The sequence below is a fragment of the Sphingomonas sp. Leaf357 genome, from assembly GCF_001423845.1.
Lineage (GTDB): Bacteria > Pseudomonadota > Alphaproteobacteria > Sphingomonadales > Sphingomonadaceae > Sphingomonas.
In genome coordinates this window covers 337,612-353,827 of the sequence record NZ_LMPM01000002.1, presented here as the reverse complement: position 1 = coordinate 353,827, position 16,216 = coordinate 337,612, and the positions used below count along the sequence as shown (strand labels likewise).

Here is a 16,216-nt window from a genome sequence, read left to right as displayed (position 1 = left end):
GATCGATGAAACCCTGGGCGCGCTATCTGATCTGTACCGTCGCCGGCGCGTGTCTCGGCCTGGGCGCGGCGGTCTACACGGTGCGCGCCGCGGCGCTCGGCAACAACGTCACGATCGGCCCCTGGGCGACCGGCACGCAGTTCGGATCGGCCGATGCCGACCCCTATACCCGCGCGGTCGTCGCGCTGAAGGGGCTGCTCGCGCTTCCCGCCCACGAAGCGCGTTACTACACCGCCGCGACCGATAGCGCGGGGCGATTGCTCGACGGACGCTGCCGGTATCGCATCACCGGCGGTGCCTTGCCCGCCGCGTGGTGGAGCCTGACCGCCTATGATCCGGACGGCTATCTCATCGCCAATCCCGCCAACCTCTATTCGGTCGCCGGTTCGGCCTTCCCGGATCAGGGGGCGAACGGCTGGGCGCTGACGCTGTCGCCGGGGCGGCAACCCGGTGCATGGCTGCCCAGCGGCGGGATCGCGCATCTCGAACTCACGCTGCGCACCTATCTGCCGCGTGACGGCGGCGGAGGCAATCCGCCGGCATCCGTCCTGCCCAGGATCGTTCGGGAGGCCTGCTGATGCGCCGCTGGCTGCTTCCGATCCTCGCCGGACTGATCGTCGCCGGCGGCGCCTATTACGTCGCGTTGCTGCGCACCCCGGACGTGCTGATGACGGCGGCGATCAAGCGTGTGTCGGCCGGCGGCGTCAACCGCTTCACCCACAGCCCGCTCGCCACCGCGGCGGCGCGCAAGATCGTCCGGCCCAGCCCCGATCTGGCCTATTCGTCCTGCCCGTTCGACGTGTCCGACGGCCCGGTGCTGATCGATGCGGTGCCGGTGCCGGCGCCCTATTGGTCGCTCTCGATCTTCGATTCGCGCACCGATACGGTGTTCGTCCGCAACGCGCTGCAGGCGAAGGGCATGCCGTTCAAGCTCGCCATCGCCCGCGCCGGGCAGGTCGTGCCGGCGGGCTATGAAGCCGTGCAGGTGGGGGGCGATCGCGGTATCGCTCTCGTCCGTGTCCTGGTCACCGATCGCGCCCGCTTCGCCACGCTCGATGCGACACGGCGCACGACGACCTGTGGGCCGCTCGAATAGCGTCAGTCCCGGGGGAAGCGTTCCGCCTGTTCGGCGTCCTGACCGGTGCGCAGCAACCGCGCCTGCTCCCGCCACTGCTCGCGTGTGATATAGCCGGCGGGAACACCGAGGCGCTGCTCCAGCGCCATCTCGTCCTCGTCGGTCAGGTTCTCGATATCCGCGAACTCCGTTACGCCGAGGGCGAACAACTTGGTCTTCAGGACCGAATCGATGCCCCGGATGCGGGAAAGATCACGATTGCCGGAAGCCGGCGCGGTGGAGGCGACGATCGGCGCGGCGGTCGCCGCCGAAGCCACGACCATTGGAGTTCCGACCGTCGAAGCGGGGGTCTTCGGAGTGGCGACGGTCGCCGGTTCGGTCTTCTCCAATCGGGCAAGCTCGGCCTCCAGTGCACTGATGCGCTGATTGGAGTCGCGCTGCGCCTTGTCGGCCACGCGGCGGAAGGCGGCGTAATTGTCGCTCTCGTCCTTGAACCGCTTCTTCCACTTCGCCCCGCCGGGATGCAGGCCGAGCCCCACGAACAGGCCGGCGACGAAAAGGATCAGCAGCGCAATCACTTGCGGGAAGGTGGTGAACAGCATCGTCGTCGCCTGTCTAAAGTGGTGCACCCATCCTGACCGCGAGTCCGCCCGCGATCAAGGGAGGTTAGATCCCACCCTTGAACGCGTCGGAGATCGAGCAGGCCGCCGGGCCGAGGATGACGATGAACAGCACCGGCAGGATGAACAGGATCAGCGGCACGGTCATGATCGCGGGCAGGCGCGCGGCCTTTTCTTCGGCGCGCATCATGCGCTCGTTGCGGAATTCGGCGGAGAGGACGCGCAATGCGGACGCTAGCGGCGTGCCGTATTTCTCGGTCTGGATCATGGTGGTGACGACGCCCTTCACGGCATCGAGATTGACGCGCATCGCCAGATTTTCGAACGCCTGGCGACGCTCGGACAGGAAACCCAGCTCGATCGCGGTCAGCGTGAATTCGTCGCCCAGTTCCGGATAGGCTCGACCCAGTTCGCGTGCCACGCGCTGGAACGCGGCGTCCACCGTCAGGCCGGCCTCGGCGCAGATCACCAGCAAATCGAGCGCGTCCGGCAGGCCCTTGCGGATCGCGTCCGAACGCTTGCTGATCTTGTTCTTCAGGAAGATGTCCGGCGCCTTGTAGGCGAGGACGAACGTGCCCGCGACGATGCCGTAGCGCTTCAGCGATCCGTAATCGGGGAACATCTCGGCGATATAGACGATGTAGATCGCCAGCGCGCCGAAGATGATCGGCAGCACCAGGCGGCCGAAGATCACCGCGACGGCATATTCCTTCGACCGGATGCCGGCCTGCATCAGCTTGATCTGCGCGGCCTTGACCTGGCTGTCCTGCAGCACCTTCATTCCGGACAGGATCGCCTTGATCCGGTCGGTCGTATCGTTCTTGTTGACCAACTTCGCACGGCGCTTGGTCGATGCGGTGATACCCGCCTTCAACTGTTCGCGGCGGTCGTTCAGCGCCTTGACGCGCTTGGTGCCCGGATCGCGCACCGTGGTCACGGCGTAGATCGCCAGCAGCACCGCGAACGCGGCGACGCCGGCGAGCAACGTCACCACCGTCATCACATCGACCCCGAGGATCTTAGGTCCGCCCGTTGCGATCATGGCTGCTGTCAGAGTCCCGTATCAGATTTCAAAATTGATCATCTTGGCCATGATGAATGCGCCGATGCTCATCCAGCACAGCCCGCCGCCACCGGCGACCATCAGCCGCTGATCTGAAAAGAAGGTTTGCATGTAGCTGCTGTTGATCATCCAGATCATGCCGAAGACGATGAACGGCAGCGATCCGATGATATAGGCCGACGCCTTGGATTCGGACGACATCGCCTTGATTTTAAGTTTCATCTGTCCGCGCATGCGCAACACCGTGGCCAGATTGGCGAGCGTCTCGGCAAGGTTGCCGCCGGTTTCGCGCTGGATCGCGATCGAGATGACGAAGAACTGGAATTCGGGCGTGCCGAGCCGATCGGCCGTGTCCTGAAGCGCGACGTCCATCGTCCGACCGATCTTCATCTTGTCGGTCACGGCGCGGAATTCGACGCCGACCGGTCCCTGCATCTCGCTGCCGACGACGGCGATCGTCTCAGTGATGGGCAGGCCGGAGCGGAGGCCGCGAACGAGCAGTTCGATCGCATCGGGCAGCTTGACGGTGAACTTGTTGATACGACGCTTGATAAAGAAGCCGACCGCGAAATGCGGCAGGCCCGCGCCGAGCATCACTCCGAGCAGCAGCGCAAGGAGCAAGGGCAAGCCCTTGAGCCAGGCAAGCATGGCGACGACAATGATGATGCCGAGCGTTACCATGCCATACTGGCCGACCGTCCAGGGCTTGCCGGTTCGGGACAAGCGTTTCTTGAGTTCGGCCGGGCGCGGGAGGAAGCGCGCGGCGAAGCCGTCCATCTTGTTGCCGCGGGCGGCCGCGATGCGACGCGCCATCTGCGCTTCGACCACGAGCTCGCCGGCGCTATGGCGCGCCTTCAGCGTCGTAAGCCGGCGCGTCTGCGCCCGCTGCGCCGAAGGCCCGGAAAAGGCAAAGGCAAGCATCGCCAAGAAGACGCATGCGCCTCCGACCATCATCATGAACGGCATCAGTTCCATGCTGCTATCATGCGCCCCGCTTCGTTACCGTGCCGTCAACCGACGGCACATTTTCGCCTGTTTATTTCTTCGGTTTCTTCGACAGCATCGCTTTCAGATCGAATTTGCCGATCAGCGATCCTCCCGATTTGGCCCCGCCCTTTTTCGGCGAGTCTTCCGCCGCTGCGTCGCCGGACACCATCAACTGCGTGGCGAGTTCGCCGATCGGGACGACCGTTTTCGATCCCTTGCCAGCCTCCGTCATCGGCTTGCCGAGCTTGGCGGCCTGTGCGGCGAGCTTCTGGTCGAACGGCACGACGAAATCGATCTTGCGTTCGATCGAGCCTTCGAAGTCCTTGCGGCTGATCTCCAACTGCCCGGCATGGACACGATTGGCGACGACGAACACGTTCGTCTGCGGCGCGTTAGATTTCAGCCAGGACAGGATACGGATCGTGTCGCGTGCGGCCGCCAGCGTCAGTTCGGTGACGAGCACGGCGATCTGCACATCGGCGATCAGGTGCGGATGCTGCACCAGCATGCCACGCGGCAGATCGACCACGGTGCATTCGAACGCGGCCCGCATCTCTTCCTGCAACTGGTAGAAGGCGCTGCCGTCGGTCATTACCGGCGAATTGATCGGAGCCTCGGCCGACAGCACCGACAGCGTGTCGCTCGATCGCACCATCGCGCGTTCGATGAACAATCCATCGATGCGGCTGGGGTTTTCGATCGCGTCGGTCAGGCCGCGGCCGGGTTCGAGATCCAGCGTCAGGGCGCCGGTGCCGAAATGCACGTCGAGATCGAGCAGCGCGGTGGTGCGCTTGGCCTTGTCGCTCAGCAGCCATGCGACCGACGTCGCGATGGTCGATGCGCCGACGCCGCCCCGCGCACCGATCACTGCGGTCGAGCAATGCGGGCGTTCGGTGCCGACCTCGGCGTTTTTCGGCGCGTTGAGGATGGTCTGCGCATGCGTGAACGCCTCACGCAGCATGTCCGGGCCGAGCGGCTTCAACAGATAATCCTGGATGCCGCTGACGACGAGGTCGCGGTACAGCCGCACGTCGTTGACCTGGCCCGCCGCGATCACGACGGTGCCAGGCTCGCACACTTCGGCCAGCGCGTTGATGTCATTCAGCGGATCGCCGCTTTCGGACAGATCGACGAACAGGATCTGCGGAGACGCCGAGACGGACAGAGACTGAACCGCGTTGCGCAGCCCGCCCTTGTTTACCTTCTCGGGAGCCCAGCCCATTTCGCCGACGATCGGGCGCAGCGCCTCGGCCGTCGTTTCGTCGCAGACATAGGCGACGAAGGGGTCGCGATGCGCGAGCTTGGCGGGATTGAAGGGTGCGTTCATGGCTTATTTGCTTCCCTTGCCCGGTGCGGCCTTGCGATACACGTCGACCGCCTTGGCCGCGATGGCCGTATCGGTAGCGTCCGCGCCGGGCTGGCCCAGCACGAGATCCGCCGGGTTGGCGACCATGCTGGCGAGGTTCGAATTGATTCCGCAGCCATGGTTGGACGACGTGTTGCTGTCGAACTCGATGCCCGAGACGCGGCTGTAATCCGGGCATCCCGGCACCGTCGCCTTCATGCGGCTGACCACGATGCGCACCATGCCGGGCGCGATCGGTGCGTTGGTCGGCGGGGCAGTGTCGGCGACCAGCAGGCCGTAACGCGAAAGCTGCGTCTGTACGTCGTCGCGCACGCCGTTGCTGGCGCCGGCCGGGTCGTCGACCGATACGTGGTCGCCATAGCCGAGGCGCAGGCCCGCCATCCAGCCGGCAAGCCGCTGGCTCTCTCCGGGCGCGAGGCGGTTGCCCGTGGTGCCGACGTCGAACACATAATCGGTGCGGGCGACGACCGGCTGGTGCACAGGTTCGAGGCCGCGATTTTCCGTGCCGCACGCGCCGAGCAGCAAAGCCGGGGCCAGGGCGGACGCGATCAGGATGCTACGCGTGAAGTTGGGCATGAACATGGGGCTTCTTCCTGCCTGAACGATCAATTGAACGAGAAGCCGGGCGCGGGGGTCGCGCCCTTCTTCGATTTCGGCGGCTCGGCCTTTTCCTCGCGGCGGACGTCGGCCTTGGGAGCGGGCAGCGCGGGCGCGACCGCGCCGAGCGCCGGCGTCGCCGTTTCCGGCGCGGCCATGCTCGGCTTCGGCCGGCTGCCGCCGGAGACGCCGCCGCCAAGTTTGCCGAGCAGCACGCGTTCCAGATCGGTCGGTGCCTGATAGCCGTCGGTCGGCAGGACGATGTCGTTCGCGTTGACCGGTTTCACCAGATACGGGGTAACGACGATGACGAGTTCGGTCTCGTTGCGCCTGAAGCCGTTCGATCGGAACAGCGCGCCGAGGACGGGCACGTCGCCGAGACCGGGGGTCTTCTCGATCGAATTGTTATGATCGTTTTGCAGCAGGCCGGCGGTCATGAAGCTCTGGCCGGAGCCGAGCTCGATCGTCGTTTCCGTGCGCCGCGTGCTGATGCCCTGTATGACGGTGTTGTTGAGCTGTACCGAACCGGCGGCGGTCAACTGCGACACTTCGGCGCGCAGGCGCAGCGAGATCCGGCCGTCGGCCAGCACCGTCGGGGTATAGGTCAGGCTGATGCCGTAGGGTTTATATTCTACCGACACGGCCCCTTGCCCCTGGCTGATCAAAATGGGGACTTCGCCCCCAACCAAGAAGGTGCCGGTCTCGCCCGACATCGCGGTGAGGTTCGGCGTGGCCAGCGTGGACACCTGACCGACGGTTTCGCCGAGATCGAGCGCGGCGAGGAAATTGGTCCCCAGTGCGCGCCCGGCCAGACCGAGCGTCGAGCGGAACGCGCCCGTCGCCAGGGTCGAGGACTTATATGCCTGTCCGGTCGACGGATCGATCGCGTAGGTGATCGTGCCGGCATTGCCGGAGTTGGACTGCACGATCGTACCGGTCGTCAGCGGGACAGTGGGGCTTGCGGAGGTCGCGCCCAGACCATCGCTCGTGTTCAGTCGCACACCGATGTTCTTGATGAAACTGCGGCTGACTTCGGCGAACTTGACCTGGAGATTCACCTGCAGCGGTGTCGCGGTCTTGAGGTGACTGAGGACCTTGGTCGCGTCGCCGACATAGGCCTGGACGAGACGCGCGGCCTCTTCCGCATCGGAGGGGGACAGGACGACGCCGGTGAGCAGGACCAGGCCATTCATCGGCGTCGCGGTGATCTGCGCTTCCGGCATCGCCAGGTTCAGCATCTGCTGGATCGAGTCGAAATTGTTGCCCACCCGCACGGTGGCGGAATAAACGACGACGCCGCCCTTGCCGGTCGCCGAGATGGTCGTCTCGCCGGGCCCTTTGCCGAACACGTAGATCTGTGTCGGAGACTTCACTTGCACATCGGCGATCGCATCGCTGGCGACGAAGATGTCGGTGATCGGGCGGGGCAGGGTGATCAGACGGCCACGGCCGGTATTGACCTGAAGGACCGGTGTGCCGGCAGTGCTCTGGGCCGGTGCCTGCGATGCCGTGCCGGCCATGGTGGCCGCCATCATCGCGGCGGCCAGCGGCCAGCCGATCGGCGTGTTGACGAAACGCATCACTTCTTCCCCCCGACCGGAACTTCGGTCACAGAATTACCGCGCGCGATGCGCACCATCGGCCCGGTCGAAACCGCTGCCCCGGGATATGTGCCGGCTGCCACCGGGACTGGTGCCCCGCTCGGCGTTTCCGGCATGCTGACGCTCTTGCCGGGCACGGTGCGGCGCTGGAAGCGCGACACGTCGCCGCCGACGGCGAAGGTGTTGTTGCCGGTTGCCGGCTGGCTCGCCAGCTTCGCGAACATGGCCTTCTCGGCCTTGGGGTCGTTACCCTCGGGCACCTTGATATCGCCGTTGGCGATCGCCTGTTCGAGTTCCGACGAGTTGTCGGCGATCGACCGGAGCGACAGCGAGAGCGTGCCCAGCGTCTGGGCGACGGCGATCCGTTCGGCGAGCGAGGGCGAAGCCTCGATCGTCACGTTGGAAAAGCCGCGCACCACCGTCTTGCCGTCTTCGCCGACCGTATTGTCGGTGCGCTGGTCGGTCGCCAGGACGCGCAGGTTGCGCATGATCGTCTCGGATGCCTTGAGCGGGGGGCCATCGCCGCCGCCAGCCACCGTCTGCGTCAGGATCAGGTCGATGCGGTCGCCCGGGAAGACGAAGCCGGCGACGCCGGCCTGCGACGAAATCGGGATCGTCACCGCGCGCATGCCCGGCCCGAGCGCTGCGGCGAGGAAGCCGCGATCGCCCGGCTTGACCAGCGAGCCCTGCGTCAGCGGCTGACCCGCCGTGATCGCGGCGCGGACCACGGTGCCCTGCAACGACTTCAGGTCGGTGCCCGCCTTCAGATAATAAGCGTTCTCGACGAGATCCTTCGGCCATGGCTGAAACTTCAGCGCGGTGGCATCCAGGATCGTGCCGACCGGCAAGGCGCGGGTGGCGACGAGCACTTCGGGGCCATCGACCGGAACGCCTGCCACCACCGCGGCGCCCGCCTGGGGCGTGGCGCTGCCGGAGATCAGGCTCCTGGCCATGAATGCGGTAAGGGCTGCTACAAACAGCGCACCCACCAGCAGGACGATCTTACGGGTATCCATGACGCTTCGTACCTCTCGGACGCGGATCGGTTGATCCCGCGTTAATCAATCACGTAAATTGGTTAAAAATCGGTTCGCGAATGGCGAATAAAGCGGCGATCGCGATCGCCACACCGTAAGGAATTTCGATACCGCCGGACTTTTTCTGCAGTTTTTGTTCGATCATCATCAGAATCGTCAGCGCGCCGCCGATCAGCGACATAACGATCAGCAGCGAAGACAAGGCGACGAACGGAAACCACAGCGCCAACGCGCCGATCATCTTCACGTCGCCGCCACCCATCCAGCCGAAATGGAACGCGACGCAGAACAGGCCGAAGACGGTGAAGGCGACGCCCAATTGGACGACGATGTCCGGCCACATCTGCAGACCGTTCGCCCACCACCACAGGGGCGCGAGCAGGGCGATGGCGGCGTTCTTCCAGTTGGCGATCTCGCGGACCCGCGCGTCCTGGATTCCGGCGGAAACCAGAAGGAGCACCAAAGCGCCCAGCAGCAACGTCGTCGGATTTCCCCAGCCCATAGGGGAATTTCCTAGACTATCGGCCTTTCCAAAAAGTAACCATCGCCCGATGCCTTTTGCCCCTGCTCATTATCGTCGCGAGATTCCCGCCGATGCCGCGATCACATCGTGGCGCGCACCCGACGGCTGGGCGCTGCGGCGGTTCGACTGGCCGGCGACCGGGGCAGCGTCCGGGTCCGGGCGTGGGTCGATCCTGTTCCAGACCGGGCGGGGCGATATCTTCGAAAAATATCTCGAGACCTTCGCGCACTGGCACGATGCCGGCTGGTCGGTCAGCGCGCTGGACTGGCGCGGGCAGGGCGGCTCCGGGCGGCTGTCGCCCGACCCCCATGTCGGTCACGTCGAGGATTTCGCGACGTACATTGCCGATTTCGCCGCTTTCTGGCCGGCATGGGCCGCCGCGACGCCGGGGCCGCATGTGCTGATGGGCCATTCGATGGGCGGACATCTCGTGCTCCGAGCTATGACGGAAGGCGTAGCGACCCCGAATGCCGCCGTGTTGATCGCGCCGATGCTGGGGCTGCATTCTCCCGTCGGGGCCCGGGCGGGGGAGCGGCTGGCGCGGATCGTGAGCGGCCTCGGCAACCCCGCGCGGGCGGCGTGGAAGGGTAACGAGCGTCCCGCCACGACGAGCACGCGGGAATCGCTGCTGACGCACGACGCCGATCGCTATGCCGACGAGATATACTGGCAGCAGACCAAGCCGGAGATCGTGCTCGGCCCGCCGAGCTGGAAGTGGCTGGTCGAGGGATTTGCCTCGACCCGCATCCAGCGCGCCGATCCCCGCCTCGCACAGATGCGTGTGCCGACCCTGATGATCGTCGCGGATGCGGACCAACTGGTCGATCCCAAGGCTGCTTTGTCCGTCGCGAGCAAGCTGCCCGCTGCCGAAGTCGTGCGTTTCGGCAATGAGTCGGCGCACGAAATCCTTCGCGAAGCAGACGGGGTGCGCGACGAGGCGCTTGCCGCAATCGACCGATTCCTCGCTTCGCAAGCGCCGCCTCGTTGAGCGGACGTTACGATATCGCGATCGTCGGGGCCGGTATCGCCGGTGCGAGCCTCGCTGCTGCGATCGGGCCCCGCGCCTCGGTGCTGTTGCTCGAGGCTGAGGATCTGCCCGGCTATCACGCGACCGGACGTTCGGCGGCATTCTGGTCGGAAAGCTATGGCGGGCCAGGCGTGCAGCCGCTGACCACCGCCTCTGGGCCGGCGTTGCGCGATGGCGGCTTCCTGCAGCCTTTGGGATCGCTGCATATCGGTCGCGCCGAGGATACGGCGAAGATCGATGAATTTCTCGCCGAGTTCGCCGGCACGGGGGTAGTGCTGAACTCGGTCGATCCGGCAGCGCTGGTGCCGGGACTGCGGCCCGATTGGACGCTCGGAGTGATGGAGGCGAGCAGCGCCTATATCGATGTCGCGGCCCTGCACGCCGATTGCCTCGCAAGAGCCAAGCGGACCGGCGTAACTCTGGTGACGCAAGCCGGGCTGCGCGCGGCGGAGCGGGTCGGCGGCGCGTGGCGACTCGATACCGAGGCGGGCATGTTCGAAGCGGCCGTCGTCGTCGATGCGGCCGGCGCCTGGGCCGATTCGATCGCGCGGGTCGCCGGCGCGGCGCCGATCGGCATCCAGCCCTATCGGCGCACAGTCGTGCAACTTCGGACCGATCCGCCTTCGCACGAGGGCTTGCCGCACGTCGCGGACATTTCGGGCAATTTCTATTTCAAGCCTGAAGCGGGCGGACGGCTATGGCTCAGCCCGCACGACGAGACGCCGGTCGATCCGCACGACGTGCAGCCCGAGGAGCTGGACGTCGCGATCGGCATCGATCGGTTCGAACACGTGGTGGATTGGCGCGTGACGGCGGTCGAGCGGCGCTGGGCCGGACTGCGCAGCTTCGCGCCCGATCGCCTTCCCGTCTACGGCTTCGATGCTCACGTGCCGGGTTTTTTCTGGTGCGCGGGGCAGGGCGGCTTCGGCATCCAGACCGCTCCCGCTGCGGCGGAGCTGGCTGCGGCGTTGCTATTGGGCGTCACGCCGGACGAAAGCGTGGCCGCGATCGATCCCGCCGTCTACGCGCCGACGCGATTCTAGAGCGTGATAATTTCAAAAGTACCGTTCGTGCTGAGCCTTTCGAAGGACGTGTTCCACACGCTCCGGCTGTCCCTAGAACACGTCCTTCGACAAGCTCAGGACGAACGGAAGGGCGATGGTTCGACCTCACATCATAATGCTCTGATCCTTCCGGGTTCGGAGAGAATCTAGCTGCGCCCCGCCATCACCGCGGCATCGCTCGCCAGTTTGTCGACGCGCTCGTTGTCCGGGTGTCCGGCATGACCCTTGACCCACACCCACTCGATCCGGTGCGGCTTGGCCGCGTCGAGCAAAGCCTGCCACAGATCGGCATTCTTTACCGGCTGTTTCGCGGCGGTCTTCCAGCCATTCTTCTGCCAGCCCTTGATCCACTTGGTCAGGCCATCCATCACATAACGGCTGTCGGTCGACAACGTGACGCGGCAGGGTCGCTTCAGCGCATTCAGCCCTTCGATCGCCGCGGTCAGCTCCATGCGATTGTTGGTCGTCAGCTTCTCGCCGCCCGACAATTCCTTCTCCGCGGCACCGGAACGGACCAGCGCGCCCCAGCCGCCGGGGCCGGGATTGCCCTTGCACGCGCCATCGGTGGCGATCTCCACGCGCGACATTTCTTTGGTCGGCTCGGTCATGTGTTGGCGAGATCCGGAGCGTAATGGGCTAGCCGCCGCCAGTAGGCGAGCGGATCCTTGCGGGTCACCAGCGCATCGGCCGGCGTGTTCAGCCAATCCCATGCGCGCGACAAGGCGAAGCGCAGGCACGATCCGCTGGCGAGCAATGGGAATTGCGTGCGTTCGAAATGGCTCAGCGGAAAATGGGTTTCGTAGCCCGAGATCAGCGCATCGCCGACCGCCGGATCGTAGGTCCGGCCAGTCGCATCGAACGCCCAGGCGCTGTGCATGATCGCCAGATCGTAGACCCGGATGTCGCTGCATGCGAAATAGAAGTCGATCAGCCCGCCCACCTCGTCACCGCGCATCAGCACGTTGTCCGGGAACAGATCGGCGTGGATCACGGACACGTCGAACGCGCTCGCATCCCAGCGACCGACAACGGAATCGAGGGCGCGGCCGAGATCGTCGTACAGGCCGGGCGCGATCTGGTTCAGGCTATGGCCGCAGCGTTCATACAATGGCCGCCAGGTGTCGACGCCCATCGAGTTCGGGCGGGTCGGCGCAAAATCCTTGAGCGATTCGTGCATCCGCCCCAGCGCTTTGCCGGAGGACAGCGCCTGTACCGCCGTCGGATGCGACAGGGAAACTCCCGGCAGGAACTGGATCAGGCACGCCGCCCGGCCTTCCAGCGTCTGGATCGTCACGCCTTCGCGATCCTTGATCGCGGGCGGTACGGGGTTCCCGCGCTCCGCCAGATGATCGAGCATCGCGAAGAAGAACGGCAGATCCTCGGCATCGACGCGCTTCTCGTACAGCGTCAGGATGAAACGGCCCTTAGTCGTATCGACCAGATAGTTGCTGTTCTCGACCCCCTCGGCGATGCCCTTGGCCGAGATCAGCTCGCCGACGTCGTAACGCATGAGGAAACCGGCCAATGCCTCGGCCGAAACGTGCGTGTAGACGGCCACTCAGGCAGCGGCGGCTTCGAGGCCGCGGGGCAGTTTGAAGGAGACGGTCTCGCGGTTGGTTTCCACCTCGCGCTCGCTGACCTCGAAATGCTCGGACAATCGCGCGACCACTTCGCGCACCAGCACTTCGGGAGCCGAGGCACCGGCGGTGATGCCGAGCGTCCGCACCCCGTCCAGAAACGCCAGATCGAGCGCATCCGCGCGCTGGATCAGCACCGCCCGCGTGCCTTCGCGCTCCGCAACTTCGACGAGGCGAACGGAGTTGGACGAATTGGGCGCGCCGATCACCAGCATCGCGTCGCACATCGCGGCGATCGCCTTCACGGCGGTCTGGCGGTTCGATGTGGCGTAGCAGATGTCGTCCGGCCGTGGTGCCTGGATCGCCGCGAAGCGCCGCTGCAGCGTGGCGACCACTTCGGCGGTGTCGTCCACCGACAGGGTCGTCTGGGTCAGGAAGGCGATGTTGTCGGGGTCGGCGGGCATGAACGCCTCGGCATCGGCTGCCGTTTCGATCAGCGTCATCGCGCCCGGCGGCACTTGGCCGAAGGTGCCGATCACTTCCGGATGACCGGCATGGCCGATGAACACGATGTGCTTGCCCTGCGCCACCAGCCGTTCGGCCTGGCGATGCACCTTCGAGACGAGCGGGCAGGTCGCGTCGAGATAGGTCAGCCCGCGATCCTGGGCCGCCGCCGGAACCGATTTGGGCACGCCGTGGGCGGAGAACACCACCGGCACGCCTTCGGGCACCTCGCTCAGTTCCTCCACGAAGATCGCGCCCTGCGCGCGCAGCGTATCCACGACATATTTGTTGTGCACGATCTCATGCCGGACATAGACCGGCGCGCCGTGCTTCTCGATCGCCAGTTCGACGATCCGGATCGCGCGGTCCACGCCCGCACAGAAGCCACGCGGCGCGGCGATCAGCAGTTCGAGCGGTGGTTTTGCGGCGATTCCCATGGCGCTTGCCCTACGCGATTGCTTGCACGGGCGAAAGCCGGTTCCTATGGTGCGCGCCATTCCAGGCTGGCCGACATTTTCGGCGTCCGGCCCATCCCATTGAGTAAGGAGCGTATGCGCGTGACAGCCCGGAATTCCTTCGCCCCGATCCTTTTGGCGGCCGGCCTCGCGGCGTTGCTCGGCGGGTGCGCCAAGAAGGGCGAGATCGATCTGGCGGGCGGTGTCGGCATCACCGCCGTGCGCTCGGCCTGCCCCAGCGTCGGCGTTCCGGCCTCGACCGGCGACATCACCTTGTTCGATCCCCCGGCCAGCCGCGACGCGGCGGCGATCGATGTGACCGCGCTGATGACCAACGTACGCTCGACCTGCAACGAGGAGGGTGCCGACATCCAGACCAACGTCACCTTCGACATCCGCGCCAGCCGCATCAACGCTTCGGCCGCGCGCGACGTGACCTTGCCCTATTTCATCGCCATCGTGCGCGGCGGCACGGCGGTGACGGCCAAGCGCATCGGGCGCGTGACGATCCATTTCGACGCCGGACAGACCCGCGCCTCGACCAATGGGCAGGCGAGCACCAACATCTCGCGCGCCGCCGCGACCCTGCCGGACGACATCCGCAAGAAGCTGACCGAGAAGCGCAAGGCCGGCGACGACGATGCCGCGGTCGATCCGCTGTCCCGCCCGGATATCCGCCAGGCGGTGAAGAGCGCGAGCTTCGAGGCGCTGGTCGGCTTCCAGCTCACCGACGATCAGCTGAAATATAACGCCACGCGTTGATCCGCTCCGGCACCGCTCTGCAAACGGATTGACTCGTTTGCTGCGGCGCGTCACATCGGACGCGTCGATGGCGGGTGACCGGCATAGGCACTGCGCGGGAGAGCGCGGGCGAACCTTTCAGGTTCGGCCCGCCGCCGAAGGAGCAACCGCCCCGGAATCTCTCAGGCAACCGGACCGCGCAGGGCTGACGACACTCTGGAAAGCGTTCCCGCGACAGTGGGAGCCACCGAAGGGGTAAGCCGCGCGGCAAAAGCGTGGTCAAAGCTCTCAGGTTCCGTGACAGAGGGGGCAGCGAACCGTGGCGCACCAGCGCCGGCGAATCGTTGCACCCCGGACGGAGACCGATAGTGAGCGAGCAGGAAGAAGGCCCCGAAATCGAGAACCAGTTGCTGCCGCTGGATGCGTGGCATCGCGCGCGGGGTGGCCGCATGGTGCCGTTCGCGGGCTATGAGATGCCGGTCCAGTACGAAGGCATCATGGCCGAGCATCTGTGGGTGCGCGAGAATGCCGGACTGTTCGACGTATCCCACATGGGTCAGCTTTACTTGTCGGGCGAAGGGCTGGACGCGGCGCTCGAGGCGCTGATCCCGGCGGATGTGAAGAGCCTGAAGCTCAACGCGCAGAAATATTCGCTGCTGCTCGCGGACAATGGCGGTATCCTCGACGATCTGATGTTCACGCGCTGGGAAGACGGCCTTTACATGGTCGTCAACGGCGCGGTGAAGTATGACGACATCACGCATCTGCTCGATCATCTGCCCGACGACATCACAATCAACCACATGGCCGATCAGGCGCTGCTCGCGCTGCAGGGTCCGAAGGCGGTCGACGCGCTGTCGCGGCTCGTGCCGGGGGTCGAGGCGCTGGTGTTCATGACCGGCGGGCGCTTCACCTGGCGGCACCAGTCGATCTGGATCAGCCGATCGGGCTATACCGGCGAGGACGGGTTCGAGATTTCGATTCCGGCGGAGGACGTGACGGATTTCGTCGATGCGCTGTGCGCGGAGCCGGAAGTGAAGCCGATCGGGCTCGGTGCGCGCGATTCGCTGCGGCTCGAGGCGGATCTGCCGCTCTACGGCCACGATCTCGATCCCGAGACGACGCCGATCATGGCCGCCCTGAACTTTGCGGTCGCCAGCAAGCGCCGCCGCGAGGAGGCCAATTTTCCCGGTGCCGCGCGCATTCTGATGGAACGCGAGAGCGGCGCGATCACCAGGCGCGTCGGCCTCGTCATCGACGGTCGCCAGCCGGTGCGCGAGGGCGCGGCGGTGGTCGACCGGGACGGATCCGAGGTCGGCAAGATCACCTCGGGCGGGTTCGCCCCCAGCCTCGGCGCGCCGATCGCGATGGCCTATGTTCCGCTGGCGATGGCCGAGATCGGCACTGTCATCCAGATCGCGCAGCGCGGCAAGGTCCATATCGGCACCGTCACCGCCATGCCCTTCATTCCCCATCGTTACGTTAGAGGAGCCAAGTGAAATGAGCCGCTATTTCACCGAAGACCATGAATGGATCGACGTCGATGGCGACGTCGGCACCGTCGGGATCAGCGAGTACGCGCAAGGCCAGCTCGGCGACATCGTGTTCGTCGACGTGCCCGAGGACGGCAAGGAACTGACCAAGGGCGACGAAGCCGCTGTGGTCGAATCGGTCAAGGCCGCCTCCGACGTCTATTCGCCGGCCAGCGGCACCGTGGTCGAGAGCAATGGCGAACTCACCGAAACGCCGGGGCTGGTCAACGAGGATCCGGAAGGCGACGGCTGGTTCTACAAGATCACGCTGAGCGACCCGAGCGAACTGGAAAGCCTGATGGACGAGACCGCCTACGCGGCGTTCGTCGCGAAGCTGTAGTTAGCGCGTCGCCCCGGCGGAGGCCGGGGCCGCTACGTTGTCGCTCGCAACGTCAGCCGCGTGCCTTACCCAATCGGCCCCGGCCTCCGCCGGGGCGACGGGAATTC

At 65.7% G+C, this 16,216-nt stretch carries 18 protein-coding genes and 1 riboswitch; of the genes, 7 read left to right on the top strand and 11 right to left on the bottom strand.

Features of this window, described 5'->3' with window-relative positions; genetic code table 11:
* The first annotated feature begins 5 nt into the window (after positions 1–5).
* Positions 6–578: a DUF1214 domain-containing protein gene (locus ASG11_RS14695; RefSeq protein WP_055781717.1), complete on the top strand. Its 573-nt coding sequence runs from the start codon at positions 6–8 to the stop codon at positions 576–578.
* Complete coding sequence (locus tag ASG11_RS14690; RefSeq protein WP_055781716.1) at positions 578–1,096, top strand: DUF1254 domain-containing protein; 519 nt, start codon at positions 578–580, stop codon at positions 1,094–1,096. The genes ASG11_RS14695 and ASG11_RS14690 overlap by 1 nt, the downstream gene beginning before the upstream one ends.
* 2 nt (positions 1,097–1,098) lie before the next feature.
* Here the strand turns inward: ASG11_RS14690 and ASG11_RS18835 are convergent, their stop codons facing one another.
* From ASG11_RS18835 to ASG11_RS14650, 8 genes are all read right to left on the bottom strand, one after another.
* On the bottom strand, positions 1,099–1,677 hold the full coding sequence (locus ASG11_RS18835; protein ID WP_055781713.1) for a hypothetical protein: 579 nt from the start codon (positions 1,675–1,677) through the stop codon (positions 1,099–1,101).
* A gap of 64 nt (positions 1,678–1,741) precedes the next feature.
* Positions 1,742–2,737 carry a type II secretion system F family protein gene (locus tag ASG11_RS14680; RefSeq protein WP_055781711.1) on the bottom strand — a complete coding sequence of 332 codons (996 nt, stop codon included), beginning with the start codon at positions 2,735–2,737 and terminating at the stop codon, positions 1,742–1,744.
* Between the two features lie 21 nt (positions 2,738–2,758).
* A complete protein-coding gene (locus ASG11_RS14675) occupies positions 2,759–3,733 on the bottom strand; it encodes a type II secretion system F family protein (RefSeq protein ID WP_055781709.1) in 975 nt (324 codons plus the stop codon).
* 61 nt (positions 3,734–3,794) lie between these two features.
* The gene (locus ASG11_RS14670; protein ID WP_055781706.1) at positions 3,795–5,072 is read right to left on the bottom strand and encodes an AAA family ATPase; all 1,278 of its coding nucleotides are present in this window, start codon (positions 5,070–5,072) and stop codon (positions 3,795–3,797) included.
* A 3-nt stretch (positions 5,073–5,075) separates the two neighbouring features.
* Positions 5,076–5,693, bottom strand: coding sequence for a CpaD family pilus assembly protein (locus ASG11_RS14665; RefSeq protein ID WP_330218912.1), 618 nt, complete (start codon positions 5,691–5,693; stop codon positions 5,076–5,078).
* A 23-nt stretch (positions 5,694–5,716) separates the two neighbouring features.
* Positions 5,717–7,288 carry a type II and III secretion system protein family protein gene (locus ASG11_RS14660; RefSeq protein ID WP_055781699.1) on the bottom strand — a complete coding sequence of 524 codons (1,572 nt, stop codon included), beginning with the start codon at positions 7,286–7,288 and terminating at the stop codon, positions 5,717–5,719.
* Complete coding sequence (gene cpaB, locus ASG11_RS14655; RefSeq protein ID WP_055781697.1) at positions 7,288–8,325, bottom strand: Flp pilus assembly protein CpaB; 1,038 nt, start codon at positions 8,323–8,325, stop codon at positions 7,288–7,290. The genes ASG11_RS14660 and cpaB overlap by 1 nt, the downstream gene beginning before the upstream one ends.
* Before the next feature lie 49 nt (positions 8,326–8,374).
* A complete protein-coding gene (locus tag ASG11_RS14650; protein ID WP_055781694.1) occupies positions 8,375–8,848 on the bottom strand; it encodes an A24 family peptidase in 474 nt (157 codons plus the stop codon).
* A gap of 49 nt (positions 8,849–8,897) precedes the next feature.
* Here ASG11_RS14650 and ASG11_RS14645 point away from each other — a divergent pair, with 49 nt between their 5' ends.
* Both ASG11_RS14645 and ASG11_RS14640 read left to right on the top strand, forming a co-directional pair.
* The gene (locus ASG11_RS14645; protein ID WP_055781691.1) at positions 8,898–9,857 is read left to right on the top strand and encodes an alpha/beta fold hydrolase; all 960 of its coding nucleotides are present in this window, start codon (positions 8,898–8,900) and stop codon (positions 9,855–9,857) included.
* Entirely contained in the window at positions 9,854–10,939 is a 1,086-nt protein-coding gene (locus tag ASG11_RS14640; RefSeq protein ID WP_055781688.1) for an NAD(P)/FAD-dependent oxidoreductase, read from the top strand. The genes ASG11_RS14645 and ASG11_RS14640 overlap by 4 nt, the downstream gene beginning before the upstream one ends.
* A gap of 167 nt (positions 10,940–11,106) precedes the next feature.
* Here the strand turns inward: ASG11_RS14640 and rnhA are convergent, their stop codons facing one another.
* Genes rnhA through ispH form a run of 3 tightly spaced genes read right to left on the bottom strand, consistent with a single transcriptional unit; the run spans position 11,107 to position 13,478 of the window.
* Positions 11,107–11,568, bottom strand: a complete 462-nt coding sequence (gene rnhA, locus ASG11_RS14635; protein WP_055781685.1) for a ribonuclease HI — start codon at positions 11,566–11,568, stop codon at positions 11,107–11,109.
* Complete coding sequence (gene thrB, locus ASG11_RS14630; RefSeq protein WP_055781681.1) at positions 11,565–12,518, bottom strand: homoserine kinase; 954 nt, start codon at positions 12,516–12,518, stop codon at positions 11,565–11,567. Before thrB ends, rnhA begins: the two co-directional genes overlap by 4 nt.
* On the bottom strand, positions 12,519–13,478 hold the full coding sequence (ispH, locus tag ASG11_RS14625; RefSeq protein ID WP_055781678.1) for a 4-hydroxy-3-methylbut-2-enyl diphosphate reductase: 960 nt from the start codon (positions 13,476–13,478) through the stop codon (positions 12,519–12,521).
* Positions 13,479–13,592: 114 nt separating this feature from the next.
* Between ispH and ASG11_RS14620 the strand changes: the two genes are divergently transcribed.
* The 3 genes from ASG11_RS14620 to gcvH all read left to right on the top strand — a co-directional run bounded on the left by ASG11_RS14620 (position 13,593) and on the right by gcvH (position 16,109).
* Positions 13,593–14,258, top strand: a complete 666-nt coding sequence (locus tag ASG11_RS14620; RefSeq protein ID WP_055781676.1) for a hypothetical protein — start codon at positions 13,593–13,595, stop codon at positions 14,256–14,258.
* Between the two features lie 85 nt (positions 14,259–14,343).
* A riboswitch (glycine riboswitch) is annotated at positions 14,344–14,445 on the top strand.
* Between the two features lie 160 nt (positions 14,446–14,605).
* Positions 14,606–15,736, top strand: coding sequence for a glycine cleavage system aminomethyltransferase GcvT (gcvT, locus tag ASG11_RS14615; protein WP_055781673.1), 1,131 nt, complete (start codon positions 14,606–14,608; stop codon positions 15,734–15,736).
* Position 15,737: 1 nt separating this feature from the next.
* The gene (gcvH, locus tag ASG11_RS14610) at positions 15,738–16,109 is read left to right on the top strand and encodes a glycine cleavage system protein GcvH (RefSeq protein WP_055781670.1); all 372 of its coding nucleotides are present in this window, start codon (positions 15,738–15,740) and stop codon (positions 16,107–16,109) included.
* Positions 16,110–16,216: the final 107 nt, after the last annotated feature.